General features: G+C 72.6%; 23 protein-coding genes and 1 tRNA gene. 12 read left to right on the forward strand and 12 right to left on the reverse strand.

Annotated elements, in window-relative coordinates; translation table 11 throughout:
• Nucleotides 1-8: 8 nt before the first annotated feature.
• The 3 genes from OG218_RS20850 to OG218_RS20860 form a co-directional block, all read right to left on the reverse strand.
• Nucleotides 9-1,502, reverse strand: a complete 1,494-nt coding sequence (locus OG218_RS20850; RefSeq protein WP_328295135.1) for a potassium/proton antiporter — start codon at nt 1,500-1,502, stop codon at nt 9-11.
• A 52-nt stretch (nt 1,503-1,554) separates the two neighbouring features.
• Nucleotides 1,555-2,523 carry a glycosyltransferase family 2 protein gene (locus tag OG218_RS20855; RefSeq protein ID WP_328295136.1) on the reverse strand — a complete coding sequence of 323 codons (969 nt, stop codon included), beginning with the start codon at nt 2,521-2,523 and terminating at the stop codon, nt 1,555-1,557.
• Nucleotides 2,524-2,612: 89 nt separating this feature from the next.
• Nucleotides 2,613-3,248 (reverse strand): 5-formyltetrahydrofolate cyclo-ligase, encoded by a 636-nt coding sequence (locus OG218_RS20860; RefSeq protein WP_328295137.1) that lies wholly within the window; start codon nt 3,246-3,248, stop codon nt 2,613-2,615.
• A gap of 168 nt (nt 3,249-3,416) precedes the next feature.
• On the opposite strand from OG218_RS20860, the gene galU reads away from it, so the two are divergent.
• From galU to OG218_RS20900, 8 genes are all read left to right on the forward strand, one after another.
• Entirely contained in the window at nt 3,417-4,349 is a 933-nt protein-coding gene (galU, locus tag OG218_RS20865) for a UTP--glucose-1-phosphate uridylyltransferase GalU (RefSeq protein ID WP_328295138.1), read from the forward strand.
• Nucleotides 4,350-4,362: 13 nt separating this feature from the next.
• Nucleotides 4,363-5,643: a molybdotransferase-like divisome protein Glp gene (gene glp / locus OG218_RS20870; protein WP_328295139.1), complete on the forward strand. Its 1,281-nt coding sequence runs from the start codon at nt 4,363-4,365 to the stop codon at nt 5,641-5,643.
• Nucleotides 5,643-6,116, forward strand: a complete 474-nt coding sequence (gene moaC / locus OG218_RS20875; protein WP_328295140.1) for a cyclic pyranopterin monophosphate synthase MoaC — start codon at nt 5,643-5,645, stop codon at nt 6,114-6,116. Before glp ends, moaC begins: the two co-directional genes overlap by 1 nt.
• On the forward strand, nt 6,109-6,609 hold the full coding sequence (locus OG218_RS20880) for a MogA/MoaB family molybdenum cofactor biosynthesis protein (protein WP_328295141.1): 501 nt from the start codon (nt 6,109-6,111) through the stop codon (nt 6,607-6,609). Before moaC ends, OG218_RS20880 begins: the two co-directional genes overlap by 8 nt.
• Nucleotides 6,606-7,208, forward strand: coding sequence for a GNAT family N-acetyltransferase (locus OG218_RS20885; protein ID WP_328295142.1), 603 nt, complete (start codon nt 6,606-6,608; stop codon nt 7,206-7,208). The genes OG218_RS20880 and OG218_RS20885 overlap by 4 nt, the downstream gene beginning before the upstream one ends.
• 111 nt (nt 7,209-7,319) lie before the next feature.
• Nucleotides 7,320-8,114, forward strand: coding sequence for a hypothetical protein (locus OG218_RS20890; RefSeq protein ID WP_328295143.1), 795 nt, complete (start codon nt 7,320-7,322; stop codon nt 8,112-8,114).
• A gap of 91 nt (nt 8,115-8,205) precedes the next feature.
• A tRNA-Ala gene (locus tag OG218_RS20895) sits at nt 8,206-8,278 on the forward strand.
• 248 nt (nt 8,279-8,526) lie between these two features.
• On the forward strand, nt 8,527-10,089 hold the full coding sequence (locus OG218_RS20900; RefSeq protein ID WP_328295144.1) for a sugar transferase: 1,563 nt from the start codon (nt 8,527-8,529) through the stop codon (nt 10,087-10,089).
• Nucleotides 10,090-10,104: 15 nt separating this feature from the next.
• Here the strand turns inward: OG218_RS20900 and OG218_RS20905 are convergent, their stop codons facing one another.
• The 4 genes from OG218_RS20905 to OG218_RS20920 form a co-directional block, all read right to left on the reverse strand.
• Nucleotides 10,105-11,310 carry a right-handed parallel beta-helix repeat-containing protein gene (locus tag OG218_RS20905; RefSeq protein WP_328295145.1) on the reverse strand — a complete coding sequence of 402 codons (1,206 nt, stop codon included), beginning with the start codon at nt 11,308-11,310 and terminating at the stop codon, nt 10,105-10,107.
• Between the two features lie 175 nt (nt 11,311-11,485).
• Complete coding sequence (locus OG218_RS20910; protein WP_328295146.1) at nt 11,486-11,947, reverse strand: acyltransferase; 462 nt, start codon at nt 11,945-11,947, stop codon at nt 11,486-11,488.
• A 14-nt stretch (nt 11,948-11,961) separates the two neighbouring features.
• On the reverse strand, nt 11,962-12,813 hold the full coding sequence (locus OG218_RS20915; RefSeq protein WP_328295147.1) for a glycosyltransferase: 852 nt from the start codon (nt 12,811-12,813) through the stop codon (nt 11,962-11,964).
• A gap of 58 nt (nt 12,814-12,871) precedes the next feature.
• On the reverse strand, nt 12,872-13,798 hold the full coding sequence (locus tag OG218_RS20920) for a hypothetical protein (RefSeq protein ID WP_328295148.1): 927 nt from the start codon (nt 13,796-13,798) through the stop codon (nt 12,872-12,874).
• 210 nt (nt 13,799-14,008) lie between these two features.
• Between OG218_RS20920 and OG218_RS20925 the strand changes: the two genes are divergently transcribed.
• Genes OG218_RS20925 through OG218_RS20940 form a run of 4 tightly spaced genes read left to right on the forward strand, consistent with a single transcriptional unit; the run spans nt 14,009 to nt 18,270 of the window.
• On the forward strand, nt 14,009-14,848 hold the full coding sequence (locus OG218_RS20925) for a hypothetical protein (RefSeq protein WP_328295149.1): 840 nt from the start codon (nt 14,009-14,011) through the stop codon (nt 14,846-14,848).
• Nucleotides 14,849-14,855: 7 nt separating this feature from the next.
• Entirely contained in the window at nt 14,856-16,205 is a 1,350-nt protein-coding gene (locus OG218_RS20930; RefSeq protein ID WP_328295150.1) for an O-antigen ligase family protein, read from the forward strand.
• Nucleotides 16,202-17,275, forward strand: a complete 1,074-nt coding sequence (locus OG218_RS20935) for a glycosyltransferase family 4 protein (RefSeq protein WP_328295151.1) — start codon at nt 16,202-16,204, stop codon at nt 17,273-17,275. The genes OG218_RS20930 and OG218_RS20935 overlap by 4 nt, the downstream gene beginning before the upstream one ends.
• Nucleotides 17,272-18,270 carry a polysaccharide pyruvyl transferase family protein gene (locus OG218_RS20940; protein ID WP_328295152.1) on the forward strand — a complete coding sequence of 333 codons (999 nt, stop codon included), beginning with the start codon at nt 17,272-17,274 and terminating at the stop codon, nt 18,268-18,270. Before OG218_RS20935 ends, OG218_RS20940 begins: the two co-directional genes overlap by 4 nt.
• On the opposite strand, the gene OG218_RS20945 is transcribed toward OG218_RS20940, so the two are convergent.
• The 5 genes from OG218_RS20945 to OG218_RS20965 form a co-directional block, all read right to left on the reverse strand.
• Complete coding sequence (locus OG218_RS20945) at nt 18,249-19,136, reverse strand: glycosyltransferase family 2 protein (RefSeq protein ID WP_328295153.1); 888 nt, start codon at nt 19,134-19,136, stop codon at nt 18,249-18,251. The genes OG218_RS20940 and OG218_RS20945 overlap by 22 nt on opposite strands.
• Nucleotides 19,129-20,733 (reverse strand): lipopolysaccharide biosynthesis protein, encoded by a 1,605-nt coding sequence (locus OG218_RS20950; RefSeq protein ID WP_328295154.1) that lies wholly within the window; start codon nt 20,731-20,733, stop codon nt 19,129-19,131. The genes OG218_RS20945 and OG218_RS20950 overlap by 8 nt, the downstream gene beginning before the upstream one ends.
• Before the next feature lie 144 nt (nt 20,734-20,877).
• A complete protein-coding gene (locus OG218_RS20955) occupies nt 20,878-21,969 on the reverse strand; it encodes a nucleotidyltransferase family protein (RefSeq protein ID WP_328295155.1) in 1,092 nt (363 codons plus the stop codon).
• 59 nt (nt 21,970-22,028) lie between these two features.
• On the reverse strand, nt 22,029-22,187 hold the full coding sequence (locus OG218_RS20960; protein WP_328295156.1) for a lasso RiPP family leader peptide-containing protein: 159 nt from the start codon (nt 22,185-22,187) through the stop codon (nt 22,029-22,031).
• 24 nt (nt 22,188-22,211) lie between these two features.
• Nucleotides 22,212-22,361, reverse strand: coding sequence for a hypothetical protein (locus tag OG218_RS20965; RefSeq protein ID WP_328295157.1), 150 nt, complete (start codon nt 22,359-22,361; stop codon nt 22,212-22,214).
• Between the last annotated feature and the right edge of the window lie 5 nt (nt 22,362-22,366).

Below are 22,366 nucleotides of genomic sequence, written 5' to 3' on the forward strand. Positions count from 1 at the left end.
TTGGGAGGTCACTCTCTGTGGTGCCAGTCGGCGAGCTTCCCGTGCCGGCTGATCGCCTGCAGCCGTTCCTCCACCGCGGAGCGTTCGGCGGTCGCGGTGACCACCAGCAGGTCGTCACCGTGACGCAGGACGGTGCGCGGCTGGGGCACGAAGGTCGCGCCGTCCCGCGCGACCAGGCTGACGTTGGCCCCGCGCGGCAGCCGCAGCTCGAACACCTCCACGCCGTGCAGCCGCGACGCCGGCCCGACCCGGACCTGCACCACGTCCGCGGACAGGGTGCCCAGCGGCGACACCTCGACGTCGAGGTCCTGCGTGGGGGTGGCGGAGATCAGCCCGAGCCGCCGGGCCAGGGGAGCCAGCGTCGGGGCCTGGACCAGGGTGAAGACGACCACCAGGACGAGCACGAGGTCGAACAGCCGCTCGGAGCCGGGGATGCCGGCGACCACGGGCACCGTCGCCAGCACGACCGGGACGGCCCCGCGCAGACCCGCCCAGGACAGGAACACCAGGTCCGGCCGGGGCATCCGGAACCCGACGAGGCTGACCAGGACCGACAGCGGGCGCGCGAACAACGTCAGGACGAGCCCGACGAGCAGGGCGTCGACGAGGGCTCCGGGGAGCCGGGAGGGGCTGGCCAGCAGGCCGAGCATGACGAACAACCCGATCTGGGCCAGCCACCCGAAGGCCTCGGCGAAACCCCGGGTCGCGTGCCGGTGCGGCAGGCGCGCGTTGCCCAGCACCAGACCGCACAGGTAGGTGGCGAGGAACCCCGAGGCGTGCAGCACGTCGGCCACCGCGAAGGCCAGGACGGTGAGGGCCAGGACCGCGACGGGGTACAACCCGGAACTCGGCAACGCGGTGCGCCGCAGCAACAGCGCCCCCGCGGCCCCGATGCCGACCCCGAGCAGGGTGCCGAGGGCGAGTTCGAGGACCGCCTCGCCGGCGAAGAACCACCAGGCGTGCTCGTTGTGTCCGCCCGCGACCTCGGTGAGGGCCAGCACGGCGATGACGACGGGGGCGTCGTTGAGTCCCGACTCGGCCTCGAGCAGCCCGGACAGCCTGCGCGGCAACGGCACCGATCGCAGCACCGAGAACACGGCGGCCGCGTCGGTGGAGGACACGACGGCGCCGATGAGGAACGACACCGGCCAGGTCGTGTGCAGCAGCAGGTGCGCCCCGCAGCCGACGACCCCGATCGAGACGAGCGTCCCTCCCGTCGCCAGCACCCCGGCGGGGGCGATGACGCCGCGGATCGTCGACCACCGCGTCGTCAGCCCGCCTTCGGCCAGGATCAGGACGAGGGCCCCGTAGCCGAGGACCTGGGCGATCTTCGCGTCCGCGAAGGGGATCCCCAACCCGTCCTCGCCGAGCACCAGCCCGAGGGCGAGGTAGAGGAGGAGGGAGGGGAGCCCGGTCCGGGCGGCGAGCCGGACGGCGAGGACGGCGAGGAGGAGGACCCCGGAGGACAGCAGCAGGATGCGACTGAACTCATCCAGGGTCATGCGGCACCGTAGCGCGTCGGTCGCGGCACGGGGCGGTGTCGGCGGGTGGTGATCAGCTGGTGGTGCTCGGTTCCCGGTCGCCGGTCAGGTCGACCCAGGTCGGCCAGCCCTTGCCCCAGTCGCCACGTTCGTTCCACAGCGGCCGCCAGGTCTCGCCACGGCGCAGGACGACCTCGCCGACGGAGCGCAGCGCGACCCCCGCGGTCAGCAGTCCGACGCCGGCCCTGGCGCGCCCCGGCGTCCAGTGCTTGATCGCGTACTCGGCCTTGCCGCGCAGCAGGAGTCGCTGCTTGGCGGTCTTGGTCGAGGACGACTTCCCGCCGGCGTGGACGACGACGGCCGCGGGGGTGATGGCCGGGTGGAAACCGGCGTCGGCCGCGCGCCGGTTGAGGTCGGCGTCCTCGCCGTACATGAAGAACTTCTCGTCGAAACCGCCCAGGGCGCGCCAGGTCTCCGTCGTCGCCATGAGGAAGGCGCCGCTGATGATGTCGACGTCGCGGACGCTGTCGCGGTCCCAGTGGCCCATCGACTCGGGGTCGAAGAGCGAGCTGCGCTTGAACGCCGTCGAGAGCCCGGTGGCGTAGCAGAACCAGCTCCAGAGCGAGGGTTGCGCGAAGCAGCTCGTGAGCGAGACGGAACCGTCGGGGTAGAGGACGCGGCCGCCGACGATCCCGCGGGTGGGGTCCTCGTCGAGGAACGCGAGCAGGGCGTCCACGGCCCCCGGCTTGATCATCGCGTCCGGGTTCATCAGCAGCACCGTCCGGCCGGTGGCCATCTCGGCGGCGCGGTTCACCCCCACGGCGAAGCCGAGGTTGTCGGGGGAGAAGTGCGTGCGCAGCTCGGGGGTGGTCTCCGCGCGCTCGCGCAGCAGCTGCTTCGTCTCCTCGCCCGAGGCGTTGTCGAAGGCGATGACCTCGAAGGAGGCCCGCGGCCTGGACTCGCCCGTGAGGGAGTCCAGGCACTGGGCGATCCACTCGGGGGCGTTGTAGGTGATCACCAGGATCGACACGTCCACACTCATGGCCAGGCGCTCCTCTTGACGTTCCGTATCGGTCTGGTCACCGTCGACGCGCGCACAGTGAACCACGAACCGCTCCGGGGTCGGGAGTCTCAGGCCGCCAACCACAACCAGCGGGACGGGGTGACGACGGCCTGGACGAGCCGGTCGTGGGGGAGCACGGGCAGCGGGCTGACCGCGGCGTCGAGCAGTTCGTCGTCGTGCACGACGGCCAGCACCGGCACTCGCGCCGGCACCCGCGCCAGCGCCCGGTCGTAGCTGCCCCCGCCCTGCCCGAGCCGGCGGCCGGCGGTGTCGACGGCGAGCGCCGGGACGACGACGAGGTCCACGGAGGCGACGGCGTGCGGGCCGAGAGGACCCAGCGGAGCGGGGGCTCCGCGACGCGGCGCGCGCAGTTCCCAGTCGAGGTCGCCGTCCTCGAGCAGGACGGGCAGCAGGACCTCGACGTCGTGGCGCCGCAGTTCGGCGAGCAGGGTCCTCGTTCCGGGTTCACCGGTCGTCGAGGAGTAGCAGGCGATGCGGCGGGCGCCGGCCAGCAGCGGGCAGCCGGCGAGGACGCGGGCGACCGCCGTGTCGAGGCTGCGGGTGGTGTCGGCGTCCCGTTCGCGACGGCGGGACCGGATCCCGTGGCGCAGTCGGCGTTTGCGGGCCTCGACCTCGAGGACGTCCACGGTGACGGACAACGAGTCGACGGTCACCTCGTCGCTGGTGTCGGGTGTGGTGGGCACGGCGGCTCCTGGTTCGCACGGACGGCACGACGATTGTTTCGTCGGGTCGTCCTCCCCCCGAGTTTGCCCCGCCGCGGGCCAGAAGGGAATGCGGCGCGCGTCGTCCCCCGACGGCCCATCACCACAGCACGCAGTGCACGACCCGGGACGGGCGGTAGCCTCCGGGCCATGACTGAACGCGACGAGCGTCCCGGCCGCACGGTACGCAAGGCCGTGATCCCCGCCGCCGGGCAGGGAACGCGCTTCCTGCCGGCCACCAAGGCGATGCCCAAGGAGATGCTGCCGGTGGTCGACACCCCGGCCATCCAGTACATCGTCGAGGAGGCCGTGCGCGCGGGCCTCACGGACGTGCTGATGATCACGGGCCGCAACAAGCGGTCCCTGGAGGACCACTTCGACCGCAACGTCGAGCTCGAGGTCGGCCTCCAGGCCAAGGGCGACCAGGCCAAGCTGGCCCGGGTGCAGGAGTCCACCGACCTCGCCCAGGTGCACTACGTGCGCCAGGGCGACCCGAAGGGCCTGGGGCACGCCGTGCTCGTCGCCGAGCAGCACGTGGGTGACGAACCGTTCGTGGTCCTGCTCGGCGACGACATCGTCGACGCCCGGGACCCGTTGCTGGACATCATGATCAAGGTCCGCGAGGAGCGTGGCGGCAGCGTCGTCGCCTTCATGGAGGTGCCCCACGACCAGATCCACCTCTACGGCTGCGCGGTCGCCGAACCGACCGACACCGAGGACGTCGTGAAGGTGTCCGGGCTCGTCGAGAAGCCGAAGACGGAGGAGGCCCCCAGCGACCTCGCCATCATCGGCCGCTACCTGCTGGACCCGGCCGTCTTCGCGGTCCTGCGCGAGACCGCGCCCGGCAAGGGCGGCGAGATCCAGCTGACCGACGCCCTGCAGGTCCTGGCCCAGGGCGAGGGGCCCGGTTACGGCGTGCACGGGGTCGTCTTCCGCGGCCGTCGCTACGACACCGGCGACAAGCTCGACTACATCAAGGCCGTCGTCCGGCTGGCGAGCGAGCGCAAGGACATCGGGGCGGACCTGCGTGAGTGGCTCGGCGAGTACGTCGCGTCGGGTGCGGGGGCCAGCACCTCAGCGTGACAACCTGTCGCAGGTGAGTGTCGAGACCCTGACCACCGTCGCGGCGCACCGGGCGGCGTGCCTGGACCTGGTGCGGCCGTTGCCGCCGCTGGACCTGGCGCTGCGCGACGCCCTCGGCTGCGTGCTGGCCGAGGACGTCGTCAGCCCGCGGCCGCTGCCCGCCTTCGACAACTCCGGCATGGACGGCTACGCCGTGCGCCTGCGCGACGTCGCGGGCGCGACCGAGGAGACCCCGGTGGGTCTTCCAGTGGTCTCCGACATCGCGGCCGGCCGGGCCGACGCCGTGCGCCTGACGAGCGGGACGACCGCCCGGATCATGACCGGGGCACCCGTCCCCGCGGGCACCGAGGCGATCGTGCCGGTGGAGTGGACCGACCGCGGCGTCAGCCAGGTGCTGATCCGCCAGGTGCCCGTGATGGGCCAGCACATCCGTCGCGCCGGCGAGGACGTCGTCGCCGGGACGCTCGTCCTGGAGGCCGGGACGCGACTGGAACCCCGCCACATCGGCGTCCTCGCCGCGCTCGGGCGGGCCCGGGTGCGCGTGCGCCCGCGGCCGCGGGTGGTGGTCGTCTCGACCGGGACCGAGGTCGTGGAACCCGGTACGGCGCTGGCCCGCGGGCAGTTGCACGACGCCAACGGCTACCTGCTGACCGCGGCGGCCGAGGAGGTGGGCGCGCTGGCCTTCCGGGTCGGGGTCGTCTCCGACGACGCCCGCGAACTGGCCTCCGTCCTCGACGACCAGCTCGTGCGCGCCGACGTGATCGTCACCTCCGGCGGGGTCAGCGAAGGCGCCTACGACACGGTCAAGGAGGTGCTCTCCGGTCCGGGGGAGCACTCCGTCCGCTTCGACCGGGTCGGCATGCAGCCCGGGATGCCGCAGGGCTGCGGGACGCTCGGCGAGAACGCCGTCCCCGTCTTCACCCTGCCCGGCAACCCGGTCAGCTCCTTCGTCTCCTTCGAGGTGTTCGTCCGTCCTGCGTTGCGGCGCATGCTGGGAGCCGAGGGGCCCGACCACGAGCGGCCCCACGTGCGGGCCGTGGCCGGGGCGCGCTGGACCTCGCCCCCGGGCAAGGAGCAGTACGTGCGCGCGGCCTGGACCCGCGACGCCGAGGGGCGCTTCGTGGTCGAGCCCGTCTCCGGCCACGGCTCGCACCTGGTGACCGGGCTGGCCCGGGCGACGTGCCTCGTCGTCGTCCCGGTCGGCACCTCCGTCGTCGAGGTCGGTGACGAGGTCGAGTGCGTCCTCCTCGGCCCGTTGCCCGGAGCGCCCGAGGCGCCGGGAAGGATGTCCTGATGGACCGTCTCACCCACCTCGACGACGCGGGGCACGCGCGCATGGTCGACGTCTCCGCCAAACCCGTCACGGCCCGCGAGGCCCGCGCCGAAGGGTTCGTCCGCTGCTCGCAGGCCGTGCTCGACCTCATCGCCGAGGGCGGTCTGCCCAAGGGCGACGCCCTGGCCGTCGCCCGGATCGCGGGACTCCAAGCGGCCAAACGCACCCCCGAACTCATCCCGTTGGCGCATCCTGTTGCCGTGCACGCGGTCGAGGTCGACATCACCCCTCGGTCGGACGGGGTGCGGATCACCGCCGCCGTGCGGACCGCGGACCGGACGGGGATCGAGATGGAAGCGCTGACCTGCGTGGTCGTCGCGGGGCTGACGTTCGTGGACATGGTCAAGGCCGTCGACCGGCGGACCGTCCTCGACGGCGTCCGGGTCACCGCCAAGAGCGGTGGACGGTCGGGGGACTGGAGCGTCGATGACTGAGGCCAGGGCACTCGTCGTCACCGTCTCCAACCGCGCCTCGGCCGGGGTCTACTCCGACCGGTCCGGCCCGATCGTCGTCGAGGGGTTGCGGGAGAGCGGGTTCCTCGTCGACGGGCCGCTCGTCGTCCCCGACGGCGACCCCGTCGAGGAGGCGCTGCGGGACGCGGTGGCCGCCGGGTACGACGTCGTCGTCACCAACGGCGGGACGGGGCTGAGCCCGCTCGACCTCACGCCCGAACGGACGCGACGTGTCCTGGACTACGAGGTTCCCGGTGTGCCGGAAGCGATCCGGGCTTACGGGGTGGCCCACGGGATCGCGACCTCGGTGCTGTCGCGGGGGATCGCGGGCGTCGCCGGCCGGACGTTCGTGGTGAACCTGCCCGGTTCGCCCGGCGGCTGCAAGGACGGTGTCGCGGTGCTGCAGGGTTTCCTCGTCCACGCCGTCGACCAGTTGCACGGTGGGGACCACACCCCTCCCGGCGGGACCCGGTGACCCCGACCTGGCCCGTCGAACTGCGCGAGGGGTCCGTCCGCCTGCGGCCGCTGCGCCGCGGTGACGCCTCGACGTGGCGCCGGGTCCGCGCCGCGAACGCCTCCTGGTTGCGGCCCTGGGAGGCCACGAGCCCTGAGGGCAGCGGACCGGCGCCGACGTTCCCGCAGATGGTCCGGGGTTTCTCCCGCGAGGCCCGCGCCGGACGGATGCTGCCCTTCGTCGTGGAACTCGACGGGAACCTCGTCGGTCAGATCACCGTCTCCGGGATCACCTGGGGGTCGCTGCGTTCCGCCCACGTCGGGTACTGGATCGACCAGCGCGTCGCGGGGCGCGGAACCATCCCGATCGCCCTCGCCCTGGTCGGGGACCACTGCTTCAGAGCCCTTCGGCTGCACCGGATCGAGGTGAACATCCGGCCCGAGAACGCGGCGTCGCTGCGGGTAGCGGAGAAGCTCGGGATGCGCGACGAGGGACTACGCAAGGCGTTCCTGCACATCGACGGTTCCTGGCGCGACCACCGGACGTTCGCGATGACCGCGGAGGAGGTGCCGGAGGGTCTGCTGAACCGCTACCGGTCCTCGCGCGGGGCCCGCCACTGAGCCGTGCGCAGGGCCGTGCGTGGGGCTGTGCGACGGCCCGCCGCAACTCCACCGCGCGACACGCCCGGACGTGCACGATCTTCCCGGTCGTGAGCCCTAGCGTTGCGTTTCGTGCCCGCCAGCAGTCTCATCTTCCTCGTCATCATCGTCCTGTGGGCTGCCTACCTCGTCCCCGGTGCGATCAGGAAGCACCGACGGGTCGCGTCGGCGAGACAGGCCGACCGCGACTCGCAGGCGATGCGGGTCGTCGTGCGCAGGAACTCCGCCCCGGTGGGCCAGGCCCTCGCGGCCGCCGCGGTGAACGCCGCCGTCCTCGGCGCCTCCAGCCGCCCCGTCCTCGGGGGGGCCGGGAGCCCGGCCCTCCCCGCGGCGCCGTCGGTGTCGAGCCCCGCTCCCTCGCTCGTCCGTGCGGCTCCGTCGGCCCCGTCGTCGCGCACGGTCTCCGCCGTGGTCACCCGGCGTCGTCGGCTGCTCGGCACCGTCGTCGGTCTCACCGTCCTCGGCTGGCTGACCGTGCTCGTCGGCCTGGCGCCCTGGTACTCCGGTGCCCTCCCGACGCTCGGGCTGCTGCTGGTCGTCGCTGCGTTGTCCCGCCACGGTGCGGCGAGGTCGGCCCGCCCCGTGGTCGCGCCCTCGCGCGTCAGCGAGGTCACGCAGGTGCTGCCCGTCCTGCGTCCGAGCGCACCGACCGTCCCCGTGCAGCGGGAGCAGAAGCCGTCTCCCCTCGCCGGCGACCGCAGCTGGCAGCCCGTGCCCGTGCCGCTGCCGACGTACCTGCTCAAGGACAAGGCCCCCTTCGTCGCACCGCCGCTGCCCGCGGTCGCCGTCGCGACGGAGGAGTGGGAGGACGAGCTGGCCACCCGCGTCATCGACCTCCGCGACCACGCGAGGGTCGTCAACCAGTAGCTCCCCGTGGTCCGAGGCGGGGTGCGGGACTGGTAACCTCTTCTCCGTTGCCGCGTCGCCCGCAACTCCGGGTGCGACGAGGGAACGACAAGGGGCTGTGGCGCAGCTGGTAGCGCACCTCGTTCGCAACGAGGGGGTCAGGGGTTCGAATCCCCTCAGCTCCACCCTTCGCCACGAAGGCCCCCACCGGGTTCCGGTGGGGGCCTTCGTCGTTCCAGGGTGGTCGCGGCGCGTGCGGCCCAGACGTGCACCCGCTGTGAGGGGCTTGCGGCGAACGGGTGACCCCCGGCTACCATGGGTGGTGTCAGCTCATCCGTCCGTAGTGGTGTTCCGCCGTTCGGAGCGTCCGTTCGGGTGACTGGCGTCCCACACCGTCGTGGGGTTCCTGAGAGGACTCACGACGGGGGAGGTCATGGCGACTGAGGAAGTGCGGCTCCTGCCGACGCAACAGCGTCGGCTCATCGAAGCTGACGCGAAGAGCAGGTCCGGCGACGTCAGCCAACCGTTCCTGCCGCGCTCCCGGCGTCGACCGGTTCCCTCACGCCCCCGGGACGGACGTCGTCCCGTCTGGCAGCGCGAGTACGTCCGCACGATCGTCGTCGCCGACCTCCTCGCGGCCGCCCTCGGTGCCCTGCTCGGCTGGGCCGTCCGCTTCGGTGACGTCGACCTGCACGTCGGGACCGCCAGCGGGATGTCCGTCGCCTGGACCATGGCGCTGCTCCCGCCCGTCTGGGTGCTGGCCATGCTCTTCTTCCGCGCCTACGAGCCGCGCTTCCTCGCGGTCGGGTCGGAGGAGTTCCAGCGGGTCCTGCTGGCGGGGACGACCGTCGTCGCCCTCGTCGGGACGGCGTCCTGGGCCTTCGACCTCGATGTCGCCCGCGGGTTCGTCGTCGTGGCCCTGCCCAGCGCCGGCCTCCTCACCGTCCTCGCCCGCCTCGGCGTCCGCCACTTCCTGCACGTGCGGCGCGCGGCGGGGGAGTGCATGCAGTCGACGCTCGTCGCCGGCCACCCGGCCGCCGTCGCCGCCCTCGTCCGCCAGGTCCGTCGCCAGACCGACCACGGCCTGCGCGTCGACGCCGCGTGCACCCCGGGCGGGGTGACGTCACCGGAGCTGCAGGACCTCGGCGTCCCCGTTCTCGGCTCGCTCGACGACATCGCCCCTGTGACCCGGGCCATGGACGCCGACGTCGTCGCCACCCTCACCTGTCCCGAGCTCGACGGCCCGGTGTTGCGCCGCCTCGGGTGGGAGCTCGAGGACACCCGGGCCGACCTCGTCGTCGCGCCGGCGCTGACCGACGTCGTGGGGCCCCGGGTCGTCATCCGCCCCGTCTCCGGGCTCCCGCTGCTGCACGTCGACCGCCCGGAGCTGCGGGGGATCCGTCACCTCGGCAAGACCGTCCTGGACCGCGGCAGCGCCGCGGCCGGGCTGTTCGTCCTGACGCCGCTGTTCCTCGTGCTGGCTGCGCTGATCAAGCTCGACTCGCCCGGACCGGTGTTCTTCCGCCAGACCCGCGTCGGCCGCGACGGCCGCGAGTTCTCCATGGTCAAGTTCCGCTCGATGGTCACCGACGCGGAGAAGCTCCTCATCGACCTGCGCACCGAGTCCGAGGGCAACGGGCTGCTCTTCAAGATGCGCCGCGACCCGCGCGTCACCCGCGTCGGGGCGTTCCTGCGGCGGTACTCCGTCGACGAGCTGCCCCAGCTGTTCAACGTCCTCGGCGGGAGCATGTCGTTGGTCGGGCCGCGGCCGCCCCTGCCCGCCGAGGTCGCCGAGTACGGCCACGACCTGCGGCGTCGGCTGCTGGTGAAACCCGGACTGACCGGCTTGTGGCAGGTCTCGGGGCGTTCCGACCTCGACCTCGACGAATCGACCCGCCTCGACCTGCAGTACGTCGAGAACTGGTCGCCGGCCTTCGACCTGATGATCCTCGCCAAGACGGCGAAGGCCGTGTTCGGCGGGCGCGGGGCGTACTGACCCCGCCGGGCAGGGTCAGCGCGGGTCGATCGTGACCGCCGCGCCGGTCCAGCCCAGGACGTTGCCCGTGAAGACGATGTCCTTGCCCGTGGGCGCGACGATCGCCCCGTAGCGGCTGTTGTCGTCGAAGGTGTTGCCCTTGACGACGAGGCCGGAGATGTTCGCGTCGCTGCGGATGTTGACGGTGTAGGAGCCGCCGCCGAGGAAGTTCTTCTCGATGAGGACGTTCTTCAGCGACTGCTGGCCCGTCTCGGTGCCGATCATGATGGCGGAGTTCAGCGGGTCACCGTTGTTGGACGGGTCGAGGGTGTTGTGCCGGATGACGACGTTGGCGCCGGAGGTGGTCTGCATCGCGTCGGAGTGCAGGCTGTCCTCGCGGGACATGTCGTGGATCCAGGAGTCCTCGATGGTGACGTTGGTGCCCCAGCGGGCGCCGTCGGCCGAGCCGTGGAGGTTCACCCGGCGCAGGGTGTAGTTGCCCCAGCCGATGCCGACGTCGGTGCCGGTCGCGTCGATCTCGGAGTCCTCGATGACGAGGTTCTTCGCGCCGTCGGCGACGTTGATCGCCAGCTGGCGGCCCTTGCGGTTGCAGACGACCTTGCTGTTGCGGATGGTGACGTTGCTGGCCTTCACGACGAGGCAGCCGTTGATCAGGACGCCGTCGATCACGGTGCCGTCGGCCGTGATGGTCAGGTCGCCGGTCTGGCTGCGGGCGGGAGCGCCGCCGCGCAGGCCGGTGGTGAAGGCGTTGGGACGGCCGTCGCTGTACTGGGCGCGGGCGGTGCGGGTCGGGCGGTCGACGGTGGCGCCGTTGCCGGAACCGAGGTTGGTGGAGGGGTCGACCACGCGGAGCGACTTCGCGACGCTGCTGCTGCTCTTCCCGCTCACCATCTTCGCGGTGAGGCTGATCCGGCCGGCGAAACCGGACAGGTCGACGGAGGTGGTGGCGGCCCAGTCGCCGTCGGCCAGCTGCGCGGCCTTCGCGGTGGCGCTGACGACCTTGCCGGAGACCACGTAGGTCACGGTGTCGAAGGCCTTGGGGGAGCGGGTGGTCATGTCGATCGTGCTCGCGGGGACGCGGGCGTTGTTCACGGAGGTGCCGTTGTAGGCGATCCACGGCGAGGAGCTCGCGGCCAGGGCCGGCGCCGGGGTCGAGGCGATGACCGCGGCGGTGCCGAGCACGGCCAGGGCGCAGCGCCAGGTACGTCGGGTGGTGAACACGGGGTGCCTCCGCTGGGGTGATGTCTCGAGAACGTTGTCGTCCTCCAAGGCATCGGGTCGCGGGGCACCTCACCGCCATCCCCTCAGCGGGTGACGCGAACGGGTCGCCGAAGGCCGGTTCGCGTCACCCTCCGTGAGCCGTTGCGTCCAGCCGGGCGCAGGCGTCACCCACCGCTCACGAAGCCGGTGCGGGTTGCTCCTTCTGGAGCCGTCCGTACGGACCGACGGTGATGTCGCTGCGGATCACCTTCGCCGGGGACCCCGCCACGATCGAGCGAGGCGGGACGTCCTTGGTCACCACGGCACCGGCCGCGACGATCGACCCGTCGCCGATCGTGACCCCCGGCAGCACGATCGCGCCGGCCCCGACGAAGCAGTTCCGCCCGATCCGGGTGTGCGTCTTCTTCGCCCGCGTCATGTCGTGGGCCAGGACGATGGCCTCGAGGGCCACGTAGCTGCGTTCCCCGACGTGGATGCCCCGGGGGAAGGTCTTGTCGAACTTCGCCGAGAGGCTGAACGTCGCGGTGGGGTGGATGTCCATGCCCCACACGCGGGTGAAGACGAAGCGCTTCGTCCCCACGAGGCCTTGGCGCAGCCAGCGCAGCTTGTTGAGGGAGCGTCCGGGTGGGGTGGGCACGAGGGGCCTCCAGGTCAGGCGGTGGGCGTGGGGCGGGAGGTCGTGTCGCGGTCCCAGGCGACGTCCGTGCCGGCGGTGAGCCGTCGGCGGGCGCGGAGCCGGGTCAGCAGCCCCACCGCCGCGTAGACCGGGACCGCCGGCCACACCGCGGGGGAGGTGAGCAGGCGCCGACCGGCCGAGGCCGGGGCGGCCTGCGATCCCGTCGAGGAGGTCTGGGCGTGCTCGGCGACGCTGAAGCGGGCCCGGGTCTTGATCGCCAGCAGGGCCTCGAGCGTGCGCGGCGGGTGGACGGTGAACCGCGTCCCCGCGACCCCGACCCGCTCGCCGGGGGTGAAGAGGGACCGGACGAAGGTGTCGTCGCCCGTCGCGGCCGGGAAGCGGCCGAAGCGCGCGCGTCCCGCCGCGGACAGCACGTAGACCCCGGAGCCGATGAGGTCGTCGGTGACGTAGGGGAGCGCGGTCCACACCTTGTAGTACGCGCGCACCACCGGGGAGGAGTGGGTGACGTCGACGTGCAGGCGCGGGGCGGCCGCCAGGGCCGGACCGTCGCGGACCACGTCGAGCACGCGGCGCAGGTCGTCTGCGTCGAGGGTGATGTCGGCGTCGAGGTAGGCGCGGGGGAACGTCGTGGCCGCCGCGTCCCCGAGGTCGAGGGCGTTGGCCTTGCCGGCCACGTCGGTCTCGACGACGGTCACCCCGTGGGCGCGGGCCCGTTCGGCGGTGTCGTCCGTGCAGGCGTTGGCGACGACGACCACCTCGAGGTCGCCGCGGGCGAGGTCGAGGCGCTGCAGGCAGCGGTCGATGACCGCGGACTCGTCGTGCGCCGGGATGACGACGCTGCCGGCGGAACCCACCCGATCGCTCACGCGCGCACCGTAGCAGTCAGGCCACTCAGGGTCGCCTGGCTACGACGAACGGGTGAAATCAGGGCTGGACTTCCTTGATCTTCGTCGTCGTCCCGCGGAGGTTGTTGGAGTCGTCGACGTCCACCTTCTCCTCGGGGGCGATGAGCGGTCCGTAGCGCGCCGACGTGCCGAAGACGTTGTCGCGCAGCACGATCCCCGAGATCCCGGCGTCGCTGCGGACGTTGATCGTGTAGTTGCCGCCGTCGAGGTAGTTGTCCTCGATCGTGATGTCGGAGAGCGTGCCGCTGTCCGCCTCCGCCCCCAGCTGGATCGCCGAGTTCAGCACGTCGCCGGTCGAGGTCTCGGTCGGCATCAACGTGTTGTGCCGGACGACGATCCCGGTGCCGCCGTTGGCCTGCAGGGCGTCGCTGTGGAAGTCGTCCTTGCGGACCATGTCGTGGATCCAGCTGTCCTCGATCGTGACGCCGCCACCGAGCCGTGGGCCGTCCTGGACGTCGTGGACGTTCACCCGGCGCAGCGTGTACCCGCCCCAGCCGATCGCGACCTCCGTCGTGCCGGCCCCGTCGATCTCGGAGTCCTCGATCACGATCCCCTTGCGCGACCCCTCGATGACGATCGCGCGCTGCTTGCCCCCGCAGGTCAGCTTCACGTTGCGCACCACCACGTTGCTGGCCTTGATGGAGAGGCAGCCGGTGATGTTCAGGTTCTCCACGACCTGCCCGTCCCGGTCCGCCGTGACCGGTCCCGAGTCCGTGAGCGCCGTGCCCAGCGGGACACCGGTGTTCTGCGGCCCGGGGTAGCCGTCGGGGATGCCGAGCCCACGGGCCTGCTGGGTGAGGCGCTCGCGCTGGGCAGCGTTGCGGTCCTCCGAGGTCGACGACCGGTCCGTGGAGGCGCCGCCGGAGCAGGCGGTCAGGGCCAGGGCCAGCGTGGCCAGCACCGGTCCGAGGAGTCGCAGGGGACGGGACGGGGGGAGCGGGAACACGGTCACCTCTCGAGCGCGGACCTCGTCATCAAACCACGGCGCCGAGGCCGCCCGATCGGCCCAGTCACTGGGGATGTTCGCTACGGACAGGTGATTGTGCAATGCTCTGCGTCGTCCAGCAGAGGAGCCGTTCGGCGGAACGACGCTCTCTTCCCGGCCGAACGATCCTCCGACCGGACCTGTGTGCTCGAGAGGCCGAGGAGACCGCCTGTGACCATCGGATCGTTGTCCAGGGTGCTGCTGCACCGCTGGTACCTGACCATCGTGGTGCTCGCGGTCGTCGTGTACTTCGCCCGTGGCGCCTGGAACCAGGCCGAGCCGGAGTACCAGACGTCCACGACGTTCTTGGTGACGCCGAGCGTCGCGCTCTCCACGCCGAAGCCCGAGCTCCCGCAGGGGACGCAGCCCGGCCCCAGCAACCCGTTCTCGCTCTCCGGTGGCGCCACCACGCTGGCCCAGACCATCTCGACGTCGCTGAACACCGACAGCCTGCAGGCCGGGTTCATGGCCCCCTTCCCCGACGCGCAGTTCAGCGCGGCGGAGGCCTCGAGCACCTCGGGCAGCAAGACCTTCTTCACCGTCACCGCGGTCACCGCGACCCCCGACCAGGGCGGAGCGGTCCTGCAGGCGGCCCTCGGCGCCGCGGCGCAGAACCTGCTCGACGTCCAGCACGCCGTCCAGGCGCCGGACAACGCGCTCTTCATCGTCATCCAGTCGACCCCGGTCAACGGGCCGGTCGAGAGCTACCCCGACCGGGCCCGCGCCGTCGGCGCCGTCGGCCTGGGCGGTCTCGTCGCCGGGATCGTCGCCATCGTGCTGGTCGACCTGATCCTCTCCGGGATCGTCGGGGCGATCCGTCGCCGCCGTGACCGGGCGGCGGGGCGCAGTTCCACCCCCGGGACCGCGGTCGTCGACGGCGCGCCGCTGAGCACGGAGGACCCCGCGGCGGTCGGGAGCACGGGCGAGGAACCTCGCATCGACGTGCGTGAGTCGAACGGGTCCAGCCGTGAGTCGCGCGAACGCGCGAGCTCCGCCGGCCCCCGTCCCTGATCCCCGCGTGAGCCTGGCCACGATCGGGCGCTCGGTCGCCCGCACCGTCGCAGACCCCACGCGGCACGTCCCCCACCGGCCCCGGCCGGTGCGGGTGTCGTGGCTGCCGGTCGCCGTCATCGCCTTCGCGTTCCTCGTCCCGGGCAACTTCGTCGTCCCCGGGCCGCTGCGCTCCAACGGCAGCCCCGCACGCATCTTCTCGCTGGTCTGCCTGGCGCTGGCGGTGCTGACCTTCGTGGCCGCCTCGCGTCGGCGCAGCGACGACGACGCCCCGCGCTGGTCCGTGGTCGGGGGCGCGATCGCGCTCTACCTCGGCGCGGCGACGTGGAGCTACGGCGTCGCCGTGATGCACCCGCTGGACGCGGGGCAGTCCGCCGGTGCGCTGCGCTCGCTCATCGCGGTGCTCGGGGCCGCCGGGGTCGCGCTCTACGTCTGGATGCTCGTGCGCGACCGCGCCGACATGGACCGCATCCTCGGCTGGATCGTCGTCGGGGCCACGTTCTCCGTCCTCGTCGCGCTCGCCGGGATGGCCGGGCTGATCCCCAGCTGGGCCTCGATCGCGCGGATGAGCGGACTCGTCGAGAACACCGCGACCCTGCGGGAGCTGAGCCGACTGGACTTCACCCGGGCCCGGGGGACCAGCGAGCATCCCATCGAGTTCTCGCTGGCCACCACCGCGGCCCTGCCGCTGGCCCTGCACTACGCCCGCTACGCGCTGACCCGCACCGCCCGCGGCTGGTCCGCGGTGGCCTCGGTCCTGCTCGTCGTCGGGGTGCCGCTGGCCGTCTCGCGCACCGCCGTCCTCGGGGTCGTCATCGCCCTCGTCGTGGCGGTCTCGATCTGGCCCGCGGTCCAGAAGTTCGTCGCCGCGCTGGTCGGGGCCGCCGCCGTGGTCGGTTTCTTCGTGCTCGCGCCGGCCCTCGTGCAGTCGCTGGTGGAGATCTTCACGACCGCCCAGGAGGACAACTCCGTCACGGGCCGCCTCGACGACTACGTCGTCGTCGAGCAGCTGTTCCGGGCGAACCCGGCGCTCGGTCTGGGCATGGGCGTCTACCGCCCGGACACCGGCGGGAACTACCTCGACAACACCTGGCTGAACACGATCATCGGTGGGGGTGCGGTCGGGACCCTGGTGTTCGCCGCGCTGTTCCTGCTGGCTGCGGGCGTCGCCTGGGACCGCAGCCTCATCGGCTCCGACCCCGCGCACCGCAGCCTGAACCGTGCGCTGCTCGCCGTCCTCGCGGTGGTGCTCATGGGCTCGCTGACCAGCGACCTCACCTCGTTCCAGCAGCCCACGCTGGTGTTCATGGTCGTCCTCGGGGTGCTCGCGTCCCGGGCCGGGAAGGGAACTCCGTGACCCCGCGGCTGCTGGTCCACCTCCACCCCGCCCCCGACCGCGACATGGTGAACCCCTACCTGTCGATGCTCGTCGCGGGCTTGCGCTCCGAGGGTGTCGAGGTGGTGGAACTGGGCACCCGGGAGTTCGACGACACCTCCGTCGTGCACGTGCACTGGCCCGAGATGCCCCTGAACGCGGCGAAGCTGCAGTGGACGCTGCGGCGGCTCAAGAACCTCTTCGCGGCCCTGGTGAGCGCCCGTCGCCACGGTGTCCCGGTCGTCTGGACGGTCCACAACCTGCGGGCCCACGACGGTCGGCGGCCGGCTCTGCAGCGACTCCTGTGGCAGGTCTTCCCCCGACTCGTCGACGGGTGGATCTCGCTGTCGCGCAGCGGGATCGAGCCCACCGAGGTCGCGTTCCCGGCGCTGCGCGGCAAACCCCGGGCCGTCGTGGCGCACGGCACCTACGCCGGCGTCATCGGACACCCGGACCGCTCGGCGTCCCGCTCCGGGCTGGGGCTGCCGCAGGAAGCCAGGATCCTGGGACTGGTCGGCCGCATCAAGCCGTACAAGGGGGTCGAGGACCTCGTCGACGCCGTCACCGCGAGCACGGACGAGGACCTGCGCCTCGTCGTCGGCGGGGGGTGCGACAACGCGGCGCTGCGGTCGCGGCTGGAGGCGGTCGCCGCGCTCGACCCGCGGATCACGTTGCTGCTCGAGCGGTTGCCGCAGGAGCGGGTCGACGCCGTCCTCGCCGCCTGCGACCTCGCCGTGCTGCCCTTCCGGGCCGTGTTCAACTCCGGGTCCGTGCTGCTCTGCCTCAGCGCCGGTCGTCCCGTCCTCGCCCCCCGCACGCCCGTCTTCACCGAGCTCGCCGAGCAGGTGGGACCGGGATGGCTGACGACGTTCGACGGCGAGCTGACCACGGCCGTGCTCGAGGACGCCCTGCGGCGGCTGTCCCGTGCGGGGGCGCCGGACCTCTCCGCCCACGAGTGGCCGGCCGTCGCGGCGGCGCACGTGGAGTTCTACGAACGGCTGCGCCACCGGGCCGAGCAGACCACCGACCAGTTCTCCGGAGGAACGCGATGACCGCCGACGCGGCCACCCACGTCAACGGCCTGCGGGAGCAGTTGCTCTCCACCCTGCGCGAGGTGCTGCCCGACGCGCCGCGCTGGACGGCGTTGGACTACCCCATGCACTTCAACTGCGGGGACGCCGCGTTGCACCTCGGTCTCGAGGCCGCCGCGGCGCACCTGCAGCGGCCGGTCGTGCGCGTCCTGGACCGGGTCTCGTTCCGGCCGCACCTGGTGGACCCCGGTTCCCTCATGGTGATCCAGGCGGGGGGCAACTTCGGCGGGCTCTACCCGACCCACCACAAGCTCCGGATCCGCGTCCTGGAGCAGACCAAGGGCCGCGACCTCGTCCAGCTGCCGCAGTCGATCGAGTACGTGGACGAGGCCCACCGCGAGGAACTGCGCCGCGCCGTCGGCGAGCACGGTGCCTTCACCCTGCTGGTCCGCGACCGGCGCAGCCACGAGATCGCCGTGCGCGACTTCGACTGCCCCGTGCACCTCGTGCCCGACCTCGCCTTCGCGCTGGGGCCGTTGCCGCGGCGCGCGGCCGTGGTGCCGCGGGTCGTGCAGGCGCGCACCGACAAGGAAGCCTCTCTCGACACGGTGGCGGGCGAGACCTTCGACTGGTTGCAGGCCCCCGCCACCAGTCGGTCGGCCCTGATGCTCCGTCTCGGCAAGCGGGTCAACGCCCAGCAGCGGCGCACCGCCTCGGGTGCGCTCGCCACCGTCAACCGCCGCGTGCTGCACGGCCTCGCGCAGGCCAACCTCGACCGGGCGGTCGCGCTGCTCTCGCGCGGGGAGCAGGTCGTCACCGACCGGCTGCACGGTCACGTGCTCTGCACCCTCCTGCAGATCCCGCACGTCGTCGTCAACGACAAGTTCGGGAAGATCCGGGCCCTCTACGACACCTGGACCGCTCAGGACCCCACCAGCGCCTTCGCCGCCGACTGGGACGGGGTCGAGGGCGCCCTGGCCTCGCTCGCAACGCCTCAGCCGACCCAGCAGCGGTAGGTCCGGGCCCCTTCGAGACGCCCCAGCAGCGTCGCGGCGCGGCAGATCCACCGGCCGCGCTGAGCCTCGTCGCGGGCGAGGTGGTGGGCGTGGCGCACCAGCCACTTCGCCTCGCGCGCCGAGCGGGAGGGGCGGCTGGGCCGGGCTCCCTGCTCGCGGAAGTCGCGCAGCAGCCGGGCTTCGCTGCGGGCGTAGTGCCGGAACTGACGCGCGGTGCCCCGCAGGTCGGTGCGGTAGCGGTAGTGCACGACTGCCCCGGGGGCGAGCGCGAGCTCGTGCCCCGCGAGCTGCAACCGCCAGCTGAAGTCGACGTCGTCGCCGCCGGCCACGTACGTCTCGTCCCAGCCGCCGACGGCGAGGGCCGCGTCGCGGTGGACCGCGAGGTTGCAGCCGACGGCGTAGGGCAGGAAGTCCAGCTTCGTCGGGAGCCGTCCCGCGGGTGGACCGGGTCGCCAGGTCGTGCGGATCGCGTCGTTGACCTGCGTGGTCTCGTTCACCCCGCCCACCACCGTCGCGTCGACGGCGGCCGCGACCAGGGCCCGCAACCACCCGGGGACCACCTCGTCGTCGGCGTCGCACACGGCGACGAGGTCGGCGCGGGCGGCCCGCAGGCCGGCGTTGCGGGCCGCGGACACCCCGCGGACGGCGGAGGCGTCCACCCAGTGCAGGTCCAGCCCGAAGGTCCGGGCCCAGTCCGGGACGCGCTCCCGCAGACCGTCGCTGCTGCCGTTGTCGGCGAGGAGGACCTCGAAGGGCGCCCCGAGGTCCTGCTGGGCCAGCGCCTTCAACTGCGCGTCGACGACGTCGACGACGTTCAGGCAGGGCACGACCACGCTCACCACCGGGCTCACCACGGGATCAGCCACGCGACACCTGCTTCCCGTCACGAACGTCCGCGACCCCGGCGGGGGAGTTCTCCTCGAGGCTGGTCTCCAGCGTCTCGCCGTCCGGGGCGTCGCCCGCGGGGTTGGCGACGGCGCCGGGTTCGGGCGGGGACGCGGCGTTCTTGCGACCGCCGCCACGGAGGCGGCGCAGGTCGCCGCCGAACTCGCGGACGACCGGGCGGGCGACCAGCAGCAGCGCCGCCAGGTAGACGACGCCGGCCGTCACCGCCGCGACGAGCAGGCTGGCCCACGTCGGCAGCCCGCCGGTGAACTGCAGCTCCAGCACCACGACCCCGGCCATGATCAGGGCGGCGAGCAGGACACGCATCGGCTGGACCAGGCAGCGGTAGGGGACCCCGGCGACGCGGTGCAGCACGATCTGACGGATCGGCAGGAACACGGCGGTCCGGGCGAAGAGGGCCAGCGCGACCGCGACGAGGCCGTGCGAGGCGGTCAGGGCGGTGAGTCCGAGGTGGGTCGCGACGATGACGGCGACCAGGACGATCTCGGGACGGAGCCGGTTGATCGCCACGACGACCTGACGGTCGAAGTAGCTGAACACCCCGAGGACGGCGGTCAGCGTCGTGATCTGCGCGACCGTCGCCGTCGTGGCCCACTGCTTCCCGAGGAGGAAGGGGATGAGCTCGGTGCTGGTGACGGTCAGGAACAGCATCGCGGGGAACATGACCATCCCCGCCGCCGTCATGCTCGTCTCGTAGGCGCGGTAGAGCCGCGGGCGGTCGTCCTGCAGCTTCGCGAAGGTCGGCGTCGTGACCGAGCTGATCACCGAGGAACCGGTCTCCTGGATGATGCGCATCAGGCGCGTCGCCACCGACCAGTAGCCCAGCGTCGTGGCGCCGGAGATGCCCGCGAGGACGAACTCCTCACCCCGGTCGCGGGCCTGGATCAGCAGGTCGATGCTCAGCAGCTTCGTCCCGAACGAGAGCATCGCGCGCGACGTCGCGGGGTGGGGCAGCTGCTTCGGGAACCAGTGGGCCGAGGTCCAGATGATGACGACGCTGATGAGACCGCGCAGCAGGGACTGCGCGACGAGGGCCCAGACGCCCGCGCCCATCAGCGCGAGGACGATCGCGACGACGGAGCCGCTCACGGTGGCGATCGTTCCGCGCACGGCGAGGGACTTGAACCGCATCTCCCGGCGCAGCAACGCGGTGGGGACGCTGTTCAACCCGGTCAGCACGACGCCCAGGGACAGGACCCTGAGCACGGGCGCGAGGGCGGGTGTGCCGAAGAGCGCCGACACGGGGGTCGCCAGCAGGGCCAGGAGGGCGGCGAGCACGACGGCGATGCCCATGCTCGTCCAGAAGGCGGTGCTCCGCGTGCGTTCGTCCAGGTCCTTCTGCCGGACGATGAACGTGGCGAGGCCGGAGTCGCTGAGCAGGGTCAGGACGCCGATCACGGACATCGCCAGCGCCACGAGACCGAACTCCGCCGGCTGCAGCTGTCGTCCGATGACGATGAAGGCCCCGGCCGTGGTGGCCCGTACCGTCCAGATCTGGATCGCCGACCAGAGAACGCCGTGGGCGGCCTTGGTGCGCAGCGACGGGGTGGCGCTCACCGGGTGAGCCTCCGGAACGTGTGCGGACGCGTCTTCCTCACGTCGTGGTCTCCTCCTGCCGAGTCGGGTTCGGTCCTGCGGTTGCCGGACCACCAGACATCAGCGTGTGGCGCGACGGAACTTACCGTGCGTTGCTGCAAGACCTCAACGAGTGGTGTCGTTCACCACATCGAGGAGGTAGCCCTCGCGTTCCGCGACGACCACGTCGCTCAGCGCTGCTGGTCCCGCCGGAACGGCGGGCCGGGGAGCGGACGATCGGGCGAGGCGGCGCCGAGCCTCCGAGACCAGGACGGTCGCGCTGGCCCGGCCCGTCCCCGCCGTGCTCTGGTAGAGGACCGCCCCGTTGCGCGCCGCGTCGCCGACCACGTGCGGGGGGCGCACCGTCGTCACCGCCGCGCCGAGCGCGAGCCACGGCGAGGACCCCGAGAGGGCGCGCAACGTCCGTCGGGGGACGGGCGCGTCCAGCACCTGCCGCGCTCTGTCCAGCGCGAGGGCGACCGCGAGCCCGGTACCTGCCGCTCCGGCGGTCTCGCGGAGTCGCTCCCAGTCGGCCCCGGAGCTCGCCAGGCGCAGGTCGTAGGACCACAGCAGCCGCCACGCCCCGGACAGGCAGGCGTGCAGCGCGAGGTGGTGCAGCTGGTCCGTCGCGTCGAGCACGCGGGCCCGGGTGCCGAGCAGGGTGATGTCGCGGGTGCGCTCGAGCATCGCGTCGACGTCGACGGCGAAGCGCCGGCGACGGGAGGGGCGGTTCACCAGGTGCCAGTGCAGGTCGAGGAAGGTGCCGTGCGGCAGGGCGACGGCGATCTCCCCGGCCCGGGCGGCGCGGATGCCGGCCCAGTCGGGGTCCATCGCGCGGGCGCCGATCGACTCCAGCGCGCGCAGGGCGTCGCCGAAGGCGGCGGGGGAGACGAGGACGTCGAGGTCGTGGAACTCCCGCGGTGCGCCACCGTGGACGGTCGCCGCGACCGCGGGGCCCTTCAGCACGGCCCAGGGGAAGCCGGCGAGGGCCTCGGCGACGAGCTTCAGGTCGAGCTGGACCGGGAGCTGGCGTCCGGCCTGGGCGAACACGCTCGGCCGGGTCGCGGCGCGCAGGTGCGCGACGGCGGCGGCGTCGTCGGCGTGCTTGAGCAGGTGGTCGAGGGAGGGCCCGATCCGGTGGTGGTGCACCACCTCGGCGAGCACCTCGGTCTCGACCCCGGTCGGGTTGGCGGCGATGGCGCGCAGGCGGTCACGCACGAAGGTCCCCGCCGCGCGGACGCGGTGGGGACCCCTGGTGCTGCGCGGAGCGTCGGTGCTCAGCTCGGGATCGAGCAGTCGCAGGAGGAGACGGAGTAGAGGGGCTTCCCGGCCAGGAAGTCGCCGTCGCTCTTCTGCCCGAACTGCTTGCCCGAGAGCGTCAGGTCGGCGAGCGAGCCGAGGGTGGTCAGGGTGGGGGCCTGGTAGGGCTGGGTCACGGGGTCCTCCTCAGGAGCGGGGCGTCAGGAAACGGTGTACAGCGTGGCGGTGCTGCCGTCGTCCTCGCAGAGGAAGTCGCCGTCGCTGCGCGTGCCGAACTTCTTGTTCCGCAGGGTCAGCTCGGCGAGCGATCCCAGCGTCGTGAGGCGCGGAGCGGTGTAGTGCTCGGCCATGGTTG

The organism is Kineococcus sp. NBC_00420, assembly GCF_036021035.1.
Classification (GTDB): Bacteria; Actinomycetota; Actinomycetes; order Actinomycetales; family Kineococcaceae; genus Kineococcus.